The following is a 16,745-nucleotide window of genomic DNA, read 5'->3' as shown; positions in this document are numbered from 1 at the left end:
TTGCCCGGTCCGGGATCACGTCGCGGGCAGTACCGCGCCCAGCAGCTCCCTGACGGCTGCCCGCAGCGGCGACCGTGGTGCTGCCTCTGCGAGCGAAACCCCTGCGCGCCAAGCACTGTCGGTTCCTGCGCGGTCCTCGGGCAGCCGTCCGGCAACGGTCGCCCCGGCGAATCTGTCGACCGCGGCTGCGGCCTGGTCGATGGAGCCGACCGAGGGCCGGCACCGGTTCAGCACCACCCGCGGGTTTGTTCCGGGCAGCGTCTCGGCCAGCTCGGCCAGCCCGCGGATCAACCGCTCGAGGCCGGCCGGATCGCACGACCCGACCGCGAGCACGACATCGGCCGCGGCCAGCACCGCGAGCGTCGCGCCGTTGCGCCGCGGGGCCATGGTGTCGTAACTGATCTCCTCGTCGGCCTCGAGCGCGAACGCGCAGTCGACGACGGTCAGCGGGGCCATCGAACGGGCGACCTCGAGTACACCCGGGATGGCCGACGGACGCACCTCCGGCCACCTGTCGGCCCGGGATATCCCGGTCAGCAACCGGAGGTCGTCCTCCAGCGACCAGCACAACGCCGTCATCGACGCCAGGTCGAGCCGCCCGTTGGCGGCCAGCCGGCAGGCGCCGGCCAACCCGGGTGATTCGTCCAGCAGCCCGAAAGCCGATGCGATGACACCGCCGTACACATCGGCATCCACCAGCAACGTCGACGTTCCGGACCTGGCGGCCTCGACGGCCAGCGCGCCCGCGACGGTTGTCCTGCCGGGTGCCCCGGTCGGGCCCCAGACCGCCACCACGCGGCCCACCACCCGACTCGGCGGATCGGGAAGATCCGTGCCGTTCACCGCACCGACGGGCGGCAGCGCCCGCCGCGGGTCCGAGATCCCCGGCGCCGCTTGCCTTCTCGAGGCCAGCTCGGTGACGGCCGACCGCGCCGCCGACAGCACGGCGTCGGTGCCGGCATCGTCGGCGACGATCGAGCTGATCCCGATCCGGTCCAGCCGTTCGCGGGATCGCTGGTCCACCGCGGAGCAGACGCCGACGACCGCCACCCCCGACGTGCGCAGGCGGGTGACCGCCTCGGAGTCGAGCCGCCGGAGGTCGGCGGACACGATCGCCACCGCGGCCTGCCCGGTGGTGGCCAAGGCCAGCACGTCACCGATGTCGACGCAGCGGCGGAGCACGGTCATCGACGAGCCGGGCCGGTCGAGCGCCGCCACCAGGTCGTTCTCCCAGTTCTGACCGCTTCCCGCGGTCAGCAGACCGGTCACCATCAGCCGCTGACCAGGACGACGATCGGGTTTCCCGTCGGCAGAATCCTGACCAACCGGTCCGCGCTGTCGGCGGCGAGCAACACCGACAGCTGGTAGCGATTGGACGTGGCACCGGAGAGTCCACCGGACGCCGGTGCCAGCAACGACTGCACGGTGAGGTCGCGCCCGATCAGTTCGGTGGTGGCCGTCGATTCCGCGCCGGCGCCGCCGCCGGTGGTCAGGTACAGGTCGACCGTGGACCCGTGGTCGACGCCCGGCGGCATGTTGTCCGGTTCGACGCCGATGGCGACCACCCGCCCGGCGGCGGATTCCTCCACCGCCGAGGCGGCGAGCAGCTCGCCGGCCGACAGCGGGGTGATGACCGTCCGACCGATCAGCGACGCCGAGTCCGTGGTCAGGTAGAGGTCGGTGTTCGTGCCCAGGTTCACATCGGCCGCGGTCAGATCGTCGGGTCCCAGCACCGTTCCCACGGCCAGGTCGCGTCCCGCCGTCCACACCGGGGCAGTCTGCGAGCTCGCCCCGACCACCCTCGCTCCGACGACGACCGCAGCGATCACGAGCAGGATTCCACCGACCACACGCACATTGAGCCACTTCGGCCGGGACAGTCGTCGCGGCGTCGGCGCCACCGGAATACCCATGCGCTCCAACCCTCTCGATGGGGAAGGCGCTGGTGCGCCGGAATCTGTGCACAACACGCTCTACCGGCTACACCGGACGAGCCGTCTCATGGCAAACTACATCAGCAAAGATCAAGCGCGCTCAAAGCTGATCGAATGCGCTGACGTCAGGAGGGTGAAGATGATGCGTACGAATACTGCTGCAATCAATACCGCCCCGATCGACACCGCCGAAATCAGCACCACCCGGATCAGTACCACCCGGATCAGTACCGAAGGAAGGAACGGTCGATGACGGCGGAACGCTTCCTCACCCTCGCCGACGTCGCAGAGATCCTGAACATCTCCGCGTCGCAGACCTACGCGCTGGTGCGCAGCGGCGAATTACAGGGCATCCAGATCGGCGGTCGCAACCAGTGGCGGGTGGAGCGCTCGAAGCTCGAGGAGTACATCGAGCAGGCGTACCGGCGGACGGCGTCGAACCTGTCGGAGTTGCCGTCATCGTTGCCGAGTGACGTCACCTCATAATCAGCCCGGTGCAGCACAACGGGCGGCGGGTCCGTTGTCCGGTCCCGCCGCCCGTTGACTTCTCGAGTTGACGACCGCCTATCGCCGCGGCAGCCCCATCGCTCGCAGGACGGCGTCGTGCACGTCCGTGTTCTTCAGCACCTTGCCCAGCCGCTCGGCGCCCGGACCCTGCGCGGTGATCGGCGTCGCCGCACCGGTGTGTCCGCCGGTCGTCCAGTCGACGCTCATCATCAGATCGGAGTTGGCTATGGCGATCTGGTCCTCGGACTGCTCGCCCTGGCCGTTCTCGTCCTCGGGATCGACATTCTCGATGGCCAGCCCGCCGGTCTCGTGGTCACCCACCACCAGCACCAGCGTTCCCGGGGTCCGGGACGCGAAACGCAGTGCCAGCGCAACCGTTTGGTCGAGAGCCTGGCCGGACTTGACGGTCAGCTTGGTGTTGCTGTGATGGGCCATCTCGTCGATGCCCTCCTCCTCGATGAAGAGGAAGAAGCCGTCGCGATCACGGGACAGCAGGTCGAGAGCCTTCCGGGACATGGTCTTGAGCGGGACGGTCGGTTCGTAGAGGTCGCCCTCCCCCTCGTTGTGGTGTTCGAACATCTCCTCGTTGGCGAACAGGCCCAGGACCGGCGTCCTGCGCACCGTGCTCAGTTGTGTGGCGTTCCGGACGTACCGGTAGCCCAGTTGCCTGGCCCGCTGAACGAGATTGCCCTCGGTGCCCTTGCTCTGCTCGGTCGGATCCTTCGGCGGATTGTCCGGCCAGGCACCGGCGTTCCCGGCCGGGTACCACCAGTCCTCACCGCCGCCGAGCACGAGGTCGACCTTCGTCTCCTCGATGATCTGCCGGGCGATCTCGCTCTGCTCCCCGCGATCCAGCACATGTGAGGCGAACGCCGCCGGCGAGGCGTCGGTCACCTGCGAGGTCGTCACCAGACCGGTCGCCTTGCCGGCCGCCCGGGCCTGCTCGAGCAGCGTCGGCACGCTGTTGCCGTCGACGTCCACGCCGATGGCGCCGTTGTAACTCCGAACTCCGCTCGCATACGCGGTGGCGGCCGCAGCGGAATCGGTGACGGCCTCCTCGGGATCGGCAGAGTCGGTGTGCACGAAGCCCGCGTAGTCCATCCGGTTCATCGCCAGCTCACCGTCCTGGCCCTTGGTGGCCAGCCGGATCAGTTCCCGGTGAGCGATCCCCATGCCGTCACCCTGGATGAAGATCACGTTGCGGGCCCGGTGTTTCCAGCCGCCGGAAGCCGCCTGTTGGCTGGCCCCGGCCGCGTCATCGCCGGTGTTGTCGACAGGCGTGACGACCGGTGCCATCGACAGCACCATCGCCGATGACGCCGCGATCGCGATGACACCGAACGAGACGCCACCCGCCACCCGCCACGACGACCTTCGAGAACGGTTCATCCGACCTCCCAGTTTCTGCCCGGGCAACGCCGCCCGAACGCGCGGAGTCATCGTCAGGCCGCGACGAAAACCCGGCAACCCCAAGGACATTCGGGCACGCATCGGGCAGCTGGGCTCCGACATCGGATACTTATCCGGTCAAATTTTGCGGTTGGTCCCGCACGCCGTCAGCCCAACGGAACGGCGCGGACCAGCATCACCGCACGGAGCGGGACGAGCACGACCGCCCGTACCGCCCCCGACCTTCTCGGCTCCCACGCGGCATGGACGGCCACCTCGAGGAAGTCGGCCCCGACGCGGTCGATGGTGCCGACGACCTCGGCCGAGCCCGTCGTGGACGGCGCCATCGAGTCGACGACGCCGCCCGCCCAACCGCTCAGCGCGATGGCCACCGGCGCCCGGTCGCGAGCCAAGCCGCGCAGGGCCCGCCGGAGGTCCAGTCGCCGGTCGAGACCGGTGGCGGGCGCGGCGGTCGCCGTCGTCAGCCCGCCGACCGCGACAACCGCATCCCACGCGACCAGGCAGTCGCGGCCCATGCCCTCCTCGATCAGCAGCCAGTCGGCACCCACCGTGCGCAGCGTTCCGTCGATCAACGCTCCACCGGCCAGGTGCAGGCGAACAACGGCGCCGACGGAGCCCCCCAGGCGTTGCAGCGAGCGGATGGCGCCGATAGCGACGCGTTCCCGGTCGGCATGTTCCGCGGCCGCCTCCGCGTCCGCCATCTCGGTGAAGAGCGCCTCCAGATCGGCGAACAAACGCTCCCACCGCATCGGCTCACTCCGTTCCGGGCGTGTCGTGCGGCGTGTTGTTCAGGTCCGCTTCACCGTACTTGACAGAAACTGCTGGGGTCATCTTCACTCAAACAATGTCAAATGACATCAAACGAAGGTACTCGTGGGCAGCGCCGGCTTCCGCCGCAGCGGGCGCCACTGCTGAGCGGCGCACCGCTGTCGCTGCCGTCGCGGCCGGCCTCGCAGGACTCGGCGGGCTCACCCTGCTGCTCCCCGGCCCTTTCGCGCTGACCGGCTCGACATCGGCCATCACCGGCTCGGCGATCGAGCAGGCACTGCTGTCCGCGGCTGGCGTGACGGTGTGGGCGCTGCTGGGCTGGCAGCTGTCGATCGTTGCAACGGCTCTGCTTGGCCGACTGCCTGGTAGGGCCGGGCGCGGCGGCCGCGCGTTGCTGCGACGACTCGCGCCCTGGACCGCAGCGAGGGTCGTCGCGGCTGCGGTCGGGCTGACGTTGCTCTCCGGGACCGGGGCGTGCGCCGCCGGTCTGACACCGGTCGACGGCGGCGGCGCTTCGGGCGGGGCGGGCTCGGACCGCGTGATCACCTCGATGAGCATCGACTGGCCGGACACCGGGGCGGCCGAAGTCACGTCGGCAGCGACCGGCGCGCCTACCCCTGCTGCGCGCGCCCCCGCCCCGGCCGCAACACCGCCCTCGGGCGCAACACCGCCCTCGGGCGCAACACCGCCCTCGGGCGCAACACCGTCGCCGGCCGCTACGCCGTCGCCGGCCGCTGCATCGTCCCCGGCCGAAGCACCGGCGCCCGAGGTCACGCCTGCCCCTGCACCCGCACCGGCACACGCACCGGCACCGATCACGCGGGCCGGCCCAGCCATCAGCCCCACCGCCGCTCCCACCCGGATGGCGCCGGTGACCGTTCGCGCCGGGGACAGCCTGTGGTCGATCGCCCACCGCTTTCTCCCGGCGAACGCGACCGACGTGGAGACCGACACCGCCTGGCGTGCCTGGTATGTCGCCAACTCCGACACCATCGGCGCCGATCCGGACCTCATCCGACCAGGGCAGTTGCTACTGCCGCCGACTTCCAGAACGGGCTGACATGACCGCCGCCGTCGCTGCACCACCCGACACCGGGACGCCCCTGTCGAGTCGATTGCCGTACCTGACACCTGTCCCCCCATGCGAGCCGCCGTTCGACGACGAACTCGACGCGCGGCAACTGCCCGCAGAAGCGCGCGGTGACGGGTCGATGTCGGTCGGCGGCCCGGGGTCGGCGGCCCGGTTGACCGTTGGCGTGCCGTTCCACGCGGTGCCCACCGCCCTGGGTGGTCGGGTGCTGCCGGAGCGGACAGCCACCGCCGGCACAACGCGGGCAACCGGCCGGGCGAACTCGATCGCGGCGGTCGGTGTACCGCCGTGGTCATCGGAGTCCGACGTCGGTGTCCAGCGCACCGGCACCGGTTCGCTGCCGCCGGCGGCAAGGACGGGCCCGGTCTTCGCCCGGGCGTTGATCGAGGTGCTGTCCGGTCGGCGTCCGATCGCACAACTGCGGGTGCACTGCGCTCCCGATGTCTACGCCGGGCTCGCCCAGCGTCCGTCCGCCGGTGCACTGGCGTTACCGCACCTGCTGAACGTGCGGGTGTGCGAACCGGCCGACGGGGTCGCCGAGGTCAGCGCCGCCTTCCGGCGGGCGGATCGGGTGCGGGCCATGGCCTTCCGGATCGAAGGGGTGGACGGGCGATGGCGCATCACGGCCCTGGAACTCGGGTGACGCACTGTGCCGATCGAGGTTGCCGATCGAGGTCGTCGGTCACACCATCGTTTCGGTGGGATTCATCAGGTCGTCGCGGACGGGGCCTGCCGGGCGGACCGGGTCGGGCACCGCCGGGTCAATCGTGGCTGGCCCCAGCGCATCGAAGGAGATCTGGATCAGGCGCATCAGCACGGCCTGGAAATCCGGATCCCGGGTGAAGTTCGAATGCCGGCCCGCGGTCGGCATGGTGCTGTCGCCCCTGCCTGGCAGGAACTGCGGATCCACCATCTCCACGTCGAGCTGCGCCACTCCGCGGGCCCTGTCCGGCCCGGCCGAACCGGCGGGCTCCGTCGCCGGAGAGAGCGGGTTGCCAACCTTCCCGCCGAGATAGTCCGTCCGCCGCCACAGGTTTCGCCACCGGACCTGGGCGGCGACCACCCCCGGGTGTTCGCTGTCCCACGGACTCGTGGCCGCGTCAGGCGGTTCGCCGAGCCGGCGCGAGAGCGATGCGAAGGCGCCCGCCGAGAAGTACAGCGGGAAGAACCGGGCGTAGAGCCGGCGCAACACGGTCCCGAACGTCAACAGCGCGGTGTGCCGGGCCGCGCCGCGACCGGGACCCAGCAGCGCAGCCATCGAGATCACCGTGCCCTGACTGTGCCCAGCCAGCACCACCAGGCCGGCCGGTGGTTCCGCCGGGCCGTCACCGCCGTCACCCCTGAGCGCCGGGATCATCTCGGTGCCCGACACCATCGCCGCGTGCGCGGCCAGCCGCATCGCCAGCTCCGGGACCGCGCGTTCGGCATAACACGGCGGGGCCAGCGGGTGGACGTCACGGGGCCAGAAAGAGCCGATGTCCCAGAGGATCCCGACCGCCTTGCGGGTCTTCGGGACCCGGAATGCCGCGGCCCCGATCAAAACCGTGCCGACCGCCAGGACGCCGATCAGCCAGACGCCGATGGCGATCGCGTTGATCGTCGCCATACCGAGGAACCACGGCAGCCGCAGGTTCGTGCCGGACACGATGGCCTCACCGGTCACGCCGACCCCGAAGCCGTAGAGCAAGGTCAGTACGCCGACCAGCGCACCGATCGAGAGCACCAGGGCCGCCAGCAGCGCCGACAGGTAGTCGACCCGCCGGGCCATCCAGATCGCCCGGGAGATCATCGTCCGCCGGCGCGCGATCGTTCCCGCCTTATGCCGGGCGAAGCGTTGCGGGTACAGCACTTTGGCCTCGACCGCCGCGCGGGCGGCAGCGGTGCGATCCGCGGCCGCCCCGCCGCGGACCCACATCCAGGCGGCGTGCACACCGACCACCAGCAGCGTGGCCAGCACGATGACGGCCACCAGGAATGCGCTGAGCCCGGCGGAGGACAGCGAGTCCGGCACCTTGATCGCGCTGTCCGGCAGCAGCAACGCCTCCACGTCGCCAATACCGATCCACGGCGTCGACGAGGTGATCCACGCAGCCGACAGGATGACGAAACCCGAGGTCAACACCGCACCCAGGTACAGCGCGAGCACCGTCATGACGGCGGTTCCCATTCCGCCCATCGCCCTTCGCGGCGTGCGTGGCCGCTCCCGCAGGGCCATAGCAGCGACCAGCAGGAACACCAGGATCGCGAGCAGCGTCTCGCCGGTGAACCAGGCGGTGATGGCTGCGTCGTACCCGGGCATCTCGCCGCCCAGGTCATGGGGCAGCAGCAGACCGACCAGCAGGATGCCCGCGACCGGCAGCCAGATCAGCAGGATCCAGCCGGTGTTGCGGTACCGCGCCATCCTGGTCGGCCGGCTGTCGGCATCGTCGCCGGGGACCTCCGCCCGCCGCAACAGTCCCGGCCAGGCCAACCCGGCGACGATGCCCAGGCCGATCAGACCCGCGAGCACCAATCCCACCGGCCGCAGCGGCGAGTTCGACGCGGAGACGACGAGAGCGGTTCCGACCGTGCCGACACCGGCCTGTAGGTGCAGATGGCGCAGCCTGCTCACCGGATATCGGCCGTACCAGAACTCGGGGTCGGCCAGGCGCGGTTCGGCCGGCACGCCGATCTCGGCGCTGTCCTCGACGGGGGCTGCCATCCCGATGGGCCGGATCAGGTCGTACTGCACCGACTTCCGCCAGCTGAGCACCGCCAGCACCGACAGCACCGACAGCGGCAGAACGGTTCCCCACAGCACGCGCCACCCGGGCGAGCTGTCGACGAACATCGCCGACAGTGGCCACGGCAATTCAGCGCAACCGCCCCCGCACTGCCACGCCAGGATGTCCAGGCCGACGCCGACGGCGCCCAGCGTGATCGTCACCGTCAGGCCGACGGCCATCAGCCGGCACAGGAACCACACCGTCCACGCCGACCGCCGGTAGTCGTCCGGCCCGCTTCCCGGGATCGGCCGCATCCGCGGCGCGACGTTGATCAGGGTGAACGGCAGCAGGATCAGCCACAGCGCCCGGGACGGCGACCCGGAGGTCAGGCCGCCCCAGGAGTACCCCTCCAACAGCGGCGGGGGCAGGGTGTCATCGCTGACGTCGTACGGCTCGGAGTCCGAACCGGGGTCGTTGGTCGGCCGGTCCCGCCACTCCTCCCGCAGCCTCGGCCGGTAGAAGCCGGCGGTCTTGTCGCCCGCCACCTGGCGCACCAGTTGACGGTCGAGCAACTCCTCGGGGGGCGTGCCGGAGACGCCGTGCACCCGCAACTCGACGACGTTGCCACGAGATCCGTCCGGCAGTGCCATGGCCACCTCTCACGGCTGGGCACCCCTCTCACGGCTGGGCACCACTGTCATGGGAAAGAGCACCATCGTGATCCCCTGAGACAAAAGGTGCGAACCGAACCGCCGAGCAAACAGCTGGCTGTTCCCCGGTGGGCAGCCGCCGAAACGCCGCCGGTGCACTGCATCGGTTACGAAAACCTTTGTGGCACACGGCATTGACGTCGTGTCACGATGGTTTCATGGCATCCATCGGATACACCCTGATGACAGAACAGGCCGGGCCCCGCGAGCTGATCCAGCACGCCGTCGAAGCCGAACGCGCCGGCTTCGATTTCGCGGTCTCCAGCGACCACTACTTCCCGTGGCTGGACGAGATGGGACACGCACCGAACGCGTGGGTGACCCTCGGCGCCGTCGCCAACGCGACGTCGTCGATCGGGCTGATGACGTACGTGACCGCACCGACGTTCCGCTATCACCCGGCCGTCGTCGCCCAGCAGGCGGCGACCCTGCAGTTGATCTCCGAGAACCGGTTCACCCTCGGGCTGGGCGCGGGCGAGGCGCTCAACGAGCACATCATCGGCGGCGGGTGGCCGGCGGCGAACACCCGGCAGGCCCGCCTGGTGGAGGCGGTCGAAATCATCAACGCCCTGTTCGACGGGGGCTACGTCAACTACGACGGCCGGTACTACCAGGTCGACTCGGCGAAGATCTGGGACCTGCCGGAGCAGCGGGTGCCGATCGGCCTCGCGGTGTCCGGCCGCCAGTCGTGCGAGCTGTTCGCACCGCTGGCCCAGGTGATGGTGGGCATCGACCCGGAGCCGCAGCTCGCCCAGTGGTGGGACGGCGCCAGGGCTCAGTCGAAGGGGCAGGGCAGGTCGAACGGGGACGCGCAGCCGGCGGCCGGCCGCTCCCGCAAGGTCGGGCAACTGCCGATCTCCTGGGACTCCGACAAGAAGGCCGCGATCCAGCGCGCGCACGAACTCTTCCGGTGGAGTGCCGGCGGCTGGAAGGTGAACGCCGAACTACCGGGCACCGCCGCCTTCGACTCCGCGTCCAGCTTCGTCACGCCCGAGGACATCGCCGAGCAGATCCCCTGCGGCGACGACCTGCAGGCCGTCGTCGACGCGGCGCGGAAGTTCTTCGAGGCGGGCTACACCGACCTGGCGCTCGTCCAGATCGGCGGGGACCAGCAGCGGAAGTTCTTCGACGCGGCCGCCGACCTGCTCCCGGCGTTGCGTGCGCTGGAACCGGCGCAGCTGGCAACGACCGGCTGACTCTTCAGGACGGCGGACCGCCTCAGGATTCAGGACGGCGCAGGTCGGGCTCACCGAGCTCGGCCCGCTCCGCCGCGTCGCGAGCGGCCATCTCGTCGACGCCGTGCTCGGCCCAGTGGTCGATGCCCTGGGCCGCGTCAGCACGCGGCAACCGGTCGCCTTCGCGTCGTGGATCACTGCTGCCTGGATAACTGCTGCCCGGATAGCGGCCTGCATCATTGCGGCGCGGATCGGTCATGTCACCACCTCCATCACCGGTGCTGTGCCCCGCCACCGGCCTGTTCACGCACGCACCGAGAAGTGCACCCAGCGGATCAGAGTGCGCCCGGCCGCCCGTGACAGAGCTTGTACTTCTTCCCGGACCCGCAGGGACACGGGGCATTGCGGCCCGGCTCCTTCGATCCCGTCGCCGTCGCCGTGCCCTGCTTCACCGGACCGCCGCCGGCGCGCCGGGTCTCGGTGCCGCCGTTCTCCTGCGGGCCGCTGTAGGTCAGGGGCGCCGTCGTCGTCGGGCCACCGAGGCCCTTGCCGCGCAGCGCCGCGGGGCCGCCCGCCGTCACGCCGACCGTGGCTGCCTTCTGCTCGGTGGGCAGCGCCTCCACCGGCCGGACCCTGCGCCGGACCGGCGCCGGAGCGGCCGGGGCCTGTGCGGCAGCCGCGGCGGCGCCGTTGGACCCGCCGCCGGCGATGGCGGTGGCCGCCGCGGACGCCGCGGTGACCACCGGGGCACCATCGGCTGCCACGGCGGGCTGAGCCTGCTCGCCCGCTGGCACGACCTGGACCTGCAGGTTGTAGAGGAAACCGACCGACTCCTCCTTGAGCGAGTCGAGCATCGCCGCGAACATGTCGAAGCCCTCCCGCTGGTACTCGACCAGCGGGTCGCGCTGCGCCATCGCGCGGAGCCCGATGCCCTCCTTGAGGTAGTCCATCTCGTACAGGTGCTCGCGCCATTTGCGGTCCAGGACCGAGAGCACGACGCGCCGCTCCAGCTCACGGGTGATCGGCGGGGTGAGCGCCTCCTCCCTCGCCTTCCACGCCTTGCGGGCGTCCTTCAGCACGGCTTCCTTCAACGATGACCTGGTCAGGTCGCCGTGCTCGGCCGCGATGGACTCCGGGGTGACCGAGATCGGGTACAGCGTCTTCAGCGCCGTCCACAATGTGTCGGTGTCCCAGTCCTCGGCATAACCCTGGGCGGTCGCACCGTCGACGTACGCGGTGATCACATCGGTGATCATGTTCTGCACCTGCAGGTGCAGGTCCTCACCGTCCAGGACCCGGCGGCGCTCCTCGTAGATGACGGTGCGCTGCTTGTTCATCACCTCGTCGTACTTCAACACGTTCTTGCGGATCTCGAAGTTCTGCTGCTCGACCTGGGTCTGCGCGCTCTTGATCGCCTTAGACACGAAGCTGTGCTCGATCGGCACGTCGTCCGGCATCTTCAGACGGGTCATCAGCATCTCGACGGTGCCACCGCCCACCCGGCGCATCAGGTCATCCCCGAGGGAGAGGTAGAAGCGGGACTCACCCGGATCGCCCTGCCGGCCGGACCGGCCGCGCAACTGGTTGTCGATCCGCCGGGACTCATGACGCTCGGTCCCGAGAACGTACAAACCGCCTGCAGCACGGACCTTCTCGGCCTCCGCCTCGCTACGCCGCTTGGCCTCCTCGACCGCCTCGGCCCAGGCCTCCTCGTACTCCTCGGGCGTCTCGGTCGGGCTCAGGCCCTTCGCCCGGAGGTCGAGGTCGGCACTGAAGTCGACGTTGCCGCCCAGGATGATGTCGGTGCCGCGGCCGGCCATGTTGGTCGCGACGGTGACGGCACCGGCCCGGCCCGCCTGCGCGATGATCGCCGCTTCCCGGGCGTGGTTCTTCGCGTTCAGCACCTCGTGCGGGACGCCGGCCCGCAGCAGCAGCTTCGAGAGCAACTCGGACTTCTCGACCGACGCGGTGCCGACCAGCACCGGCTGGCCCTTCTCGTGCCGTTCGGCCAGGTCGCCGACGACCGCGTCGAACTTGGCGTCCTCGGTCTTGTAGATCAGGTCCGCTTCGTCCAGCCGCTGGATCGGCCTGTTCGACGGGATCGGCACCACGCCGAGCTTGTAGGTCTGGTGCAGCTCGGCGGCCTCGGTCTGGGCGGTGCCTGTCATCCCGGCGAGCTTCTCGTAGAGCCGGAAGTAGTTCTGCAGGGTAATCGTCGCCAGGGTCTGGTTCTCGGCCTTGATCTCGACGCCCTCTTTGGCCTCGATCGCCTGGTGCATGCCCTCGTTGTAGCGCCGGCCGTGCAGTACCCGGCCGGTGAACTCGTCGACGATCAGCACCTCGCCGGAGACGACGATGTAGTCGCGGTCCTTCTTGTAGAGTTCCTTGGCCTTGAGCGCGTTGTTGAGGAACCCGACCAGCGGCGTGTTGACCGACTCGTAGAGGTTCTCGATGCCGAGTGCCTGTTCGACCTTGGCGACGCCCTCCTCGCTGACGCCCACCGTCCGCTTGGACTCGTCGACCTCGTAGTCCCCACCGAGCCCTCCCTCGCCGCCCCGGTGCAGCCGCGGGACGAGCCTGGCGAACTCCGAGTACCACTTCGACGACTGGTCGGCCGGGCCGGAGATGATCAACGGCGTCCGCGCTTCGTCGATCAGGATCGAGTCGACCTCGTCGACGATGGCGAAGAAGTGGCCGCGCTGGACCAGGTCGTTCTTCGACCACGCCATGTTGTCGCGCAGGTAGTCGAACCCGAACTCGTTGTTGGTCCCGTAGGTGATGTCCGCGCCGTAGGCCGCCCGCCGCACCTCGGGCGTCTGCTGCGCCAGGATGACGTCGACATCGAGGCCGAGGAACCGGTGCACCCGGCCCATCCACTCGCTGTCCCGCTGGGCCAGGTAGTCGTTGACCGTGACGACGTGCACACCCCTGCCCTCGAGGGCGTTGAGGTAGGCGGGCAGGGTGGAGACCAGTGTCTTGCCCTCGCCGGTCTTCATCTCGGCGATGTCACCGAGGTGCAGGGCGGCGCCGCCCATTAGCTGGACGTCGAAGTGTCGCTGTCCCAGGGTGCGTTTGGCGGCCTCGCGGACGACGGCGAAGGCCTCCACCAGGATGTCGTCGGTCGACTCGCCCTTGGCAATGCGTTCCTTGAACGCCACCGTCTGACCGCGCAGTTCGTCGTCCGACATCCCGACGTAGTCGCTCTCGACGTCGTTGATGTGGTTGGCGATCGTGCGCAGCCGTTTGAGTGTCTTCGCCTCGCCGACGCGAAGCAGTCTGCCAAGAACCACGTGTTTCACCCTCGGTTGAATCGTGCCCCGCCGCTGGTCGCGGCGAGTGCGTCTGGGACGACAGCAGGACACCGCAATGGCATCAGCCGATCGGCATCCCCTGTGCCATCCGCTGCGACACAGTCGACCGGGCTCGGAATTGGGCCCAGCGGTGACCATGGTAGGCGCACCGCGGGTGACGCGGGGGTCAAGCAACCGGCATCAGGTCAACCGGAGCAGCCCGTAGTCGAAGCCCTTGCGCCGGTACACGACGGACGGCAACTGGGTGTCCACGTCGTTGAACAGATAGAAGTCGTGACCAACGAGCTCCATCTGGAACAGTGCCTGGTCCACCGTGATCGGATCGGCCGGGTGATCCTTGATGCGGACGACCCGGCCGGGCCCGTCGTCACTGGCCGCCCAGCGGTCCTCGAGGTCGTCGTCGGCGTCGCTGTCGGCAACGGTCGCCGCGGAGCCGTTCCCGCCGGCCGCATCCGCGGACGATGCCAGCCAGGCGTCGTCGATGTCCTCGTCCAGCACCGCGGTACTGGTCGTGGCCTTGGCGACCGACGGCACTGCGTCGGCGAGGATCTCGTCGGGAGTGGTGGCGACGGCGGCGATGGGCGTCCGCCCGTGCTGCCTGTCGTGGCGGCGATCGGCGGACCGCCGGAGCCTGGCCTCGAGTTTGGTGACAGCGGCATCCAGTGCGGCATAGAAACTCTCGGCGCTCGCCTCGGCGCGAATCGCCGGGCCACGGCTGGCCAGGGTGATCTGAACGCGCTGGCAGGTTTTCGACTGGCGGCGGTTGGTCTCGTGGGAGAGTTCGACGTCCACCCGGATGATCTTCGGGTCATAGCGTTCGCTGCGGGTCAGTTTCTCCGCGACGTGCACACGAAAGTGCTCCGGAACCTCCACATTGCGGCCCTTGACGACGATGTCCACAAGTCCTCCTGTCTCGCAGGGGACGGGTCCCCTGCAGGCGCGCGCCCGAATGGTGCTCTCCCGACCAGCCGGTACGCGTCCGGGGCTACCCGGGGATGCTTCGAACCTACCTGCCGACGAAAACGGCGCAAGGCGGACCCCCACCCCATCGCCACCCTCACCGCCGGCCGATGGCCAATCGGAGTCGCAGGGTGCCGACTCGCCGCCGGCACGCCCCTGTGCGTCTCGTCGAACCGTCGCAACACTACGTGCAGTAATCTGTCGCTGACATTCTGTCACAGCAGTCGGAAACGGTGGGGGGCGGCTCATGTCGGGCTGGGCAATCGTTCTGGTGGGCATCGTCCTGTGCTTCTTCGGCGTCGGATCGCTGCACGTCGCGATCCTGGCGTCCGGCTTCGGTCTCGGCTGGGTGCTGGCCGACATCTTCGGGGCGACGGAGGGCACCGCATTGATCATCGCGGCCGCCGGCGCGGTCATCTCCTGGGTGCTGGTGACGCTGGTGTTCAAGGTCGCGGCGTTCTTCGTCGGGGTCATCACCGGATCGCTGATCGGTGCGCGACTGGCCGCGGTCCTGACACCGGGTCAGGGCAACATCGCCGTGACGGTCGTCCTCGTCATCGCCGTCGCGGTGGCGTTCGGGTTCCTCGCCGATCGTTACCGCAGCAGGGTGCTGTTGTGGACGACCGCGATCGGCGGCGCGGGCCTGATCCTCGGCTCCTTCGGCCTGATCTGGCCCGGCACGCTCGGCTTTCTCCGCGACCCGGCGGCGGGAGCGGAGCAGATCACCAGCACCCTGCTGTGGGTCGCGCTCGCGGCCGGCGGCTGGCTCACCCAGCGCGCCCTGTTCCCGAAGGCGCTGCGCGAGCGCCGCCGGGTGGAGGTGTGACGGTGTCGCGACAGCCGACCGGCGACGGGCGCTTCCGGCCCGTTCCGGACACCGGTGTCACCGGGTGCCGATCCACCCGGGAACCGACGCGAGAACCAGCACCGCATCGACCCGGATACCGGCGGCGCGCAGCCTCCTGCACGCGGCCGATGTGGTGGCGCCGGTGGTCAGGACGTCATCGACGATGACAGTGCCGGCCCCGGCAGGTGGCGCCCCGGCGGGCAGCCAGATCACCCGCCCGGCCAGGTTCGCCGCCCGCGCGGCAGCGTCCAGACCGACCGAGTCGCCCGCGGAGCGGGCTGTCACCAGGCACGGCGCCACCCCGGTGGCCATTCCCTCACCGGCCAGCAGCCGTGCCGCGGACCGGGCCATCGCACGAACCGGGTCACCGCCCCGGCGGCGGGCGGCGGACTGCTTGCTCGGCGCGGGCACCAGCCAGATCTCCGGCGGCAGCACGGCCAGCCGGTTCAGCCGCAGGAGCCCTTCGCCCAGGGCGTGTCCGAGCAGGGCCGGTAGCTCGCGCAGGCAGCCCTGCCGGCGATGGGCGGACCAGCACCGTGCGGTCACATCGGCCCACGCGGGCGGCACGCGAAGAAGGCAGGGAGATGCTCAGAACAGCGTGCAGCGCGGCGGCCCCGCAGCGAGGCCGCGCAGCCGTCGCACCAGGGGCCCGGGCCGCCGCACCCGGGGCACGGGCGGGGCAGCACCAGATCCATCGCCGCCGCGCCACCCAGCCGGATCGTCCGGAGCGTCGCGGAGGCGCCGCGCGGCCGACCGTCGATCGTCACCCTGCCACGGTGCGAACGCCCGACGACCCGGTCAACCGGCCCGGCCGGAATGTGGACGGCGCCGGGCCGTGTGCACAGCTGCCGTCAGCTGGTGGCCCGCCGGATCAGCGCCAGCAGCGCCCGTGCATAGGCCTCGGACGGGTCGGTCCCCCAGTACGCGCCCGGTTCGTCGGCCGGGTGGCCGGGCAACACCGTCGTCACCCGGTACCCCTCGTCCACCCGCTCGAGGGAGCGGAAGCTCGCCGCCAGCAGACCCCTGAGCTGGTCCTCCCGCGGGAGCCACAGCGCGTCACTCGCCTCCGTGGCGTCCAGCGCCCATTCGGTGGTGCCGTTGAACCCGAGGACCGTCCCGGTTCGTGACTCGTGGGCCTCCACGACCATGTCGCTGAGGGTGAAGACCTCACCGTCGAACGCGCCGGTGAGCAGCGTGAAACGGTCGCCCGTCGCGGGATGCCAGACCAGACCGGCCGCCTTCAGCGCGCTCGCGAGCTCCACGGAGATCATCGGTGGATGGTGCCTTCCTCGTGCGGAATCGGAACAGCCGGGGTCGCGACCGGTCAC

16 protein-coding genes are annotated in these 16,745 nt (G+C 70.1%); 6 read left to right on the top strand and 10 right to left on the bottom strand.

Going from position 1 to position 16,745, the window contains the following annotated elements:
- Nucleotides 1-15: 15 nt before the first annotated feature.
- Together ACVBEQ_RS20795 and ACVBEQ_RS20790 are read right to left on the bottom strand one after the other, a co-directional pair.
- Nucleotides 16-1,272 (bottom strand): CpaE/TadZ family protein, encoded by a 1,257-nt coding sequence (locus tag ACVBEQ_RS20795; RefSeq protein ID WP_447155220.1) that lies wholly within the window; start codon nucleotides 1,270-1,272, stop codon nucleotides 16-18.
- Entirely contained in the window at nucleotides 1,272-1,913 is a 642-nt protein-coding gene (locus tag ACVBEQ_RS20790) for an SAF domain-containing protein (protein WP_447155219.1), read from the bottom strand. Before ACVBEQ_RS20790 ends, ACVBEQ_RS20795 begins: the two co-directional genes overlap by 1 nt.
- 88 nt (nucleotides 1,914-2,001) lie before the next feature.
- On the opposite strand from ACVBEQ_RS20790, the gene ACVBEQ_RS20785 reads away from it, so the two are divergent.
- Both ACVBEQ_RS20785 and ACVBEQ_RS20780 read left to right on the top strand, forming a co-directional pair.
- Nucleotides 2,002-2,187 carry a hypothetical protein gene (locus tag ACVBEQ_RS20785; protein ID WP_447155218.1) on the top strand — a complete coding sequence of 62 codons (186 nt, stop codon included), beginning with the start codon at nucleotides 2,002-2,004 and terminating at the stop codon, nucleotides 2,185-2,187.
- Entirely contained in the window at nucleotides 2,184-2,420 is a 237-nt protein-coding gene (locus ACVBEQ_RS20780; RefSeq protein ID WP_447155217.1) for a helix-turn-helix domain-containing protein, read from the top strand. The genes ACVBEQ_RS20785 and ACVBEQ_RS20780 overlap by 4 nt, the downstream gene beginning before the upstream one ends.
- Before the next feature lie 78 nt (nucleotides 2,421-2,498).
- Here ACVBEQ_RS20780 and ACVBEQ_RS20775 read toward each other — a convergent pair whose 3' ends face one another.
- Entirely contained in the window at nucleotides 2,499-3,830 is a 1,332-nt protein-coding gene (locus tag ACVBEQ_RS20775; protein WP_447155216.1) for an alkaline phosphatase, read from the bottom strand.
- A 167-nt stretch (nucleotides 3,831-3,997) separates the two neighbouring features.
- Complete coding sequence (locus ACVBEQ_RS20770) at nucleotides 3,998-4,600, bottom strand: hypothetical protein (RefSeq protein ID WP_447155215.1); 603 nt, start codon at nucleotides 4,598-4,600, stop codon at nucleotides 3,998-4,000.
- 95 nt (nucleotides 4,601-4,695) lie between these two features.
- On the opposite strand from ACVBEQ_RS20770, the gene ACVBEQ_RS20765 reads away from it, so the two are divergent.
- Nucleotides 4,696-5,679 (top strand): LysM peptidoglycan-binding domain-containing protein, encoded by a 984-nt coding sequence (locus tag ACVBEQ_RS20765; protein WP_447155214.1) that lies wholly within the window; start codon nucleotides 4,696-4,698, stop codon nucleotides 5,677-5,679.
- 1 nt (nucleotide 5,680) lies between these two features.
- A complete protein-coding gene (locus ACVBEQ_RS20760) occupies nucleotides 5,681-6,352 on the top strand; it encodes an Rv3235 family protein (protein WP_447155213.1) in 672 nt (223 codons plus the stop codon).
- A gap of 39 nt (nucleotides 6,353-6,391) precedes the next feature.
- On the opposite strand, the gene ACVBEQ_RS20755 is transcribed toward ACVBEQ_RS20760, so the two are convergent.
- On the bottom strand, nucleotides 6,392-9,064 hold the full coding sequence (locus ACVBEQ_RS20755; protein ID WP_447155212.1) for a hypothetical protein: 2,673 nt from the start codon (nucleotides 9,062-9,064) through the stop codon (nucleotides 6,392-6,394).
- A gap of 218 nt (nucleotides 9,065-9,282) precedes the next feature.
- On the opposite strand from ACVBEQ_RS20755, the gene ACVBEQ_RS20750 reads away from it, so the two are divergent.
- A complete protein-coding gene (locus tag ACVBEQ_RS20750) occupies nucleotides 9,283-10,320 on the top strand; it encodes a TIGR03557 family F420-dependent LLM class oxidoreductase (RefSeq protein WP_447155211.1) in 1,038 nt (345 codons plus the stop codon).
- Between the two features lie 22 nt (nucleotides 10,321-10,342).
- Here ACVBEQ_RS20750 and ACVBEQ_RS20745 read toward each other — a convergent pair whose 3' ends face one another.
- From ACVBEQ_RS20745 to hpf, 3 genes are all read right to left on the bottom strand, one after another.
- Entirely contained in the window at nucleotides 10,343-10,558 is a 216-nt protein-coding gene (locus tag ACVBEQ_RS20745; protein ID WP_447155210.1) for a hypothetical protein, read from the bottom strand.
- Nucleotides 10,559-10,634: 76 nt separating this feature from the next.
- Nucleotides 10,635-13,589, bottom strand: coding sequence for a preprotein translocase subunit SecA (gene secA, locus ACVBEQ_RS20740; RefSeq protein WP_447155209.1), 2,955 nt, complete (start codon nucleotides 13,587-13,589; stop codon nucleotides 10,635-10,637).
- Nucleotides 13,590-13,790: 201 nt separating this feature from the next.
- Nucleotides 13,791-14,510 (bottom strand): ribosome hibernation-promoting factor, HPF/YfiA family, encoded by a 720-nt coding sequence (hpf, locus tag ACVBEQ_RS20735; RefSeq protein WP_447155208.1) that lies wholly within the window; start codon nucleotides 14,508-14,510, stop codon nucleotides 13,791-13,793.
- Between the two features lie 307 nt (nucleotides 14,511-14,817).
- Between hpf and ACVBEQ_RS20730 the strand changes: the two genes are divergently transcribed.
- Nucleotides 14,818-15,396: a DUF4203 domain-containing protein gene (locus ACVBEQ_RS20730; protein ID WP_447155207.1), complete on the top strand. Its 579-nt coding sequence runs from the start codon at nucleotides 14,818-14,820 to the stop codon at nucleotides 15,394-15,396.
- Nucleotides 15,397-15,453: 57 nt separating this feature from the next.
- Here ACVBEQ_RS20730 and ACVBEQ_RS20725 read toward each other — a convergent pair whose 3' ends face one another.
- Together ACVBEQ_RS20725 and ACVBEQ_RS20720 are read right to left on the bottom strand one after the other, a co-directional pair.
- Nucleotides 15,454-15,984 carry a ComF family protein gene (locus ACVBEQ_RS20725; RefSeq protein WP_447155206.1) on the bottom strand — a complete coding sequence of 177 codons (531 nt, stop codon included), beginning with the start codon at nucleotides 15,982-15,984 and terminating at the stop codon, nucleotides 15,454-15,456.
- Between the two features lie 284 nt (nucleotides 15,985-16,268).
- A complete protein-coding gene (locus tag ACVBEQ_RS20720; RefSeq protein ID WP_447155205.1) occupies nucleotides 16,269-16,688 on the bottom strand; it encodes a pilus assembly protein CpaE in 420 nt (139 codons plus the stop codon).
- Nucleotides 16,689-16,745 lie beyond the last annotated feature (57 nt).

This window comes from Nakamurella sp. GG22 (assembly GCF_052976845.2).
The sequence above is the reverse complement of the archived record's forward strand: the minus strand, read 5'-3'. Positions and strand labels throughout refer to the sequence as shown.

Excerpts from the sequence above, each read along its gene's own strand:
- ACVBEQ_RS20775 (WP_447155216.1), bottom strand. The coding sequence starts at position 3,830 with ATGAACCGTTCTCGAAGGTCGTCGTGGCGGGTGGCGGGTGGCGTCTCG.
- ACVBEQ_RS20785 (WP_447155218.1), top strand. The coding sequence starts at position 2,002 with ATGGCAAACTACATCAGCAAAGATCAAGCGCGCTCAAAGCTGATCGAA.
- ACVBEQ_RS20780 (WP_447155217.1), top strand. The coding sequence starts at position 2,184 with ATGACGGCGGAACGCTTCCTCACCCTCGCCGACGTCGCAGAGATCCTG.
- ACVBEQ_RS20730 (WP_447155207.1), top strand. The coding sequence starts at position 14,818 with ATGTCGGGCTGGGCAATCGTTCTGGTGGGCATCGTCCTGTGCTTCTTC.
- ACVBEQ_RS20755 (WP_447155212.1), bottom strand. The coding sequence starts at position 9,064 with ATGGCACTGCCGGACGGATCTCGTGGCAACGTCGTCGAGTTGCGGGTG.
- ACVBEQ_RS20745 (WP_447155210.1), bottom strand. The coding sequence starts at position 10,558 with ATGACCGATCCGCGCCGCAATGATGCAGGCCGCTATCCGGGCAGCAGT.
- ACVBEQ_RS20760 (WP_447155213.1), top strand. The coding sequence starts at position 5,681 with ATGACCGCCGCCGTCGCTGCACCACCCGACACCGGGACGCCCCTGTCG.
- ACVBEQ_RS20770 (WP_447155215.1), bottom strand. The coding sequence starts at position 4,600 with ATGCGGTGGGAGCGTTTGTTCGCCGATCTGGAGGCGCTCTTCACCGAG.
- ACVBEQ_RS20720 (WP_447155205.1), bottom strand. The coding sequence starts at position 16,688 with ATGATCTCCGTGGAGCTCGCGAGCGCGCTGAAGGCGGCCGGTCTGGTC.
- ACVBEQ_RS20765 (WP_447155214.1), top strand. The coding sequence starts at position 4,696 with ATGTCAAATGACATCAAACGAAGGTACTCGTGGGCAGCGCCGGCTTCC.
- ACVBEQ_RS20795 (WP_447155220.1), bottom strand. The coding sequence starts at position 1,272 with ATGGTGACCGGTCTGCTGACCGCGGGAAGCGGTCAGAACTGGGAGAAC.
- ACVBEQ_RS20750 (WP_447155211.1), top strand. The coding sequence starts at position 9,283 with ATGGCATCCATCGGATACACCCTGATGACAGAACAGGCCGGGCCCCGC.
- ACVBEQ_RS20790 (WP_447155219.1), bottom strand. The coding sequence starts at position 1,913 with ATGGGTATTCCGGTGGCGCCGACGCCGCGACGACTGTCCCGGCCGAAG.